1 protein-coding gene is annotated in these 1,241 nt (G+C 60.8%); it reads right to left on the reverse strand.

Annotation, left to right across the window (positions count from 1 at the left end):
* Positions 1-30 precede the first annotated feature (30 nt).
* Positions 31-1,178 (reverse strand): IS3 family transposase gene (locus AC07E3_RS21395; RefSeq protein WP_478364747.1). Its coding sequence is split into 2 segments (ribosomal slippage): positions 31-929 and positions 929-1,178, totalling 1,149 coding nucleotides; the frame shifts between segments, so codons are not numbered across the junction.
* Positions 1,179-1,241: the final 63 nt, after the last annotated feature.

The raw sequence follows: 1,241 nt of genomic DNA on the forward strand, positions 1-1,241 counted from the left end.
TGGCCTGCTGCCGGTTTTTCGGACACGAGGTTAAGCTAACATAGCTCGCTCCTCGAACTCCACGGGGCTCAGATAGCCCAGTGTCGAGTGCCTGCGCCGCGGATTGTAGAAGCGCTCGATATAATCGAACACATCCGCCCTGGCGTCATCCCTTGTCCTGTAGACCTTGCGGGCCGTTCGCTCGGTCTTTAGCGAGGAGAAGAAGCTCTCCATTGCCGCATTGTCCCAGACATTGCCCGACCGGCTCATCGAGCAGGTGATGCCGTGGTCGGCCATCAGGCGCTGGAACTGCTCGCTCGTATATTGGCTCCCCTGGTCCGAATGATGCATGAGGCTGTCGGGCCTGCCTCTCCTCCAGATCGCCATGATGAGGGCGTCCGTGACGAGCTGGGCTGTCATCTCGGCCTTCATCGCCCAACCGACGACGCGGCGGGAGAACAGATCGATGACGGCGGCGACATAAAGCCATCCCTCCGCAGTCCAGAGATAGGTGAAGTCGGCCACCCACTTCCGGTTCGGAGCAGACGCCTCGAACGCGCGGTCGAGAAGGTTTTGCGACACCACTGTCCGCTTTCCTGTGTCCTTCGGCAGTCCCCGCCGGCGTGGTCGCGCCCGCAGGCCGTTCTCCCGCATCAGCCGCTCGATGCGGTGCAGGCCGCAGGAGAACCCATCGGCGAGGACATCGTGCCAGACACGACGTGCGCCATAGGTGCGGTCGCTGCTCTTGAAGCTTCGATCGATCGCGCCGAGGAGCGTCTCATCATGTCGCGACCGAGCGCTGGGCATGCGGGTGAGCCAGGCATGAAAGCCCGAACGCGAGACATCCAGCGCTTCGCAAAGCCATGCCACCGGCCAGATCGAACGGTGCTTTGCAATGAAGGCGAATTTCATATCGCGTCCTTTGCAAAGTAGGCTGCGGCCTTTTTTAGGATGTCGCGCTCCGCCTTGAGCTTCGCGACCTCCTTGCGCAGTCGATCGATCTCGAGCTGCTCAGGCTTCATCTGTCCGTGTCCGGGAAACGCATGCTGCGGGTCAGCGCACAGTTCCCTGACCCATTTGCGCAGCACATTCTCATGGAGATCAAGATCGCGGGCAGCCTGGGCGACCGACACGCCTCGTTCCTTGACCAGTCTCACCGCCTCAAGCTTGAACTCGCGGCTAAACTTCCTTCTCTGCATTCACAAACTCCGGTTTCGTCAAAAACACCTTATCTCGGTGTCCACGAAACCGGCAGCAGGCCA

The organism is Nitratireductor lacus, from assembly GCF_056431025.1.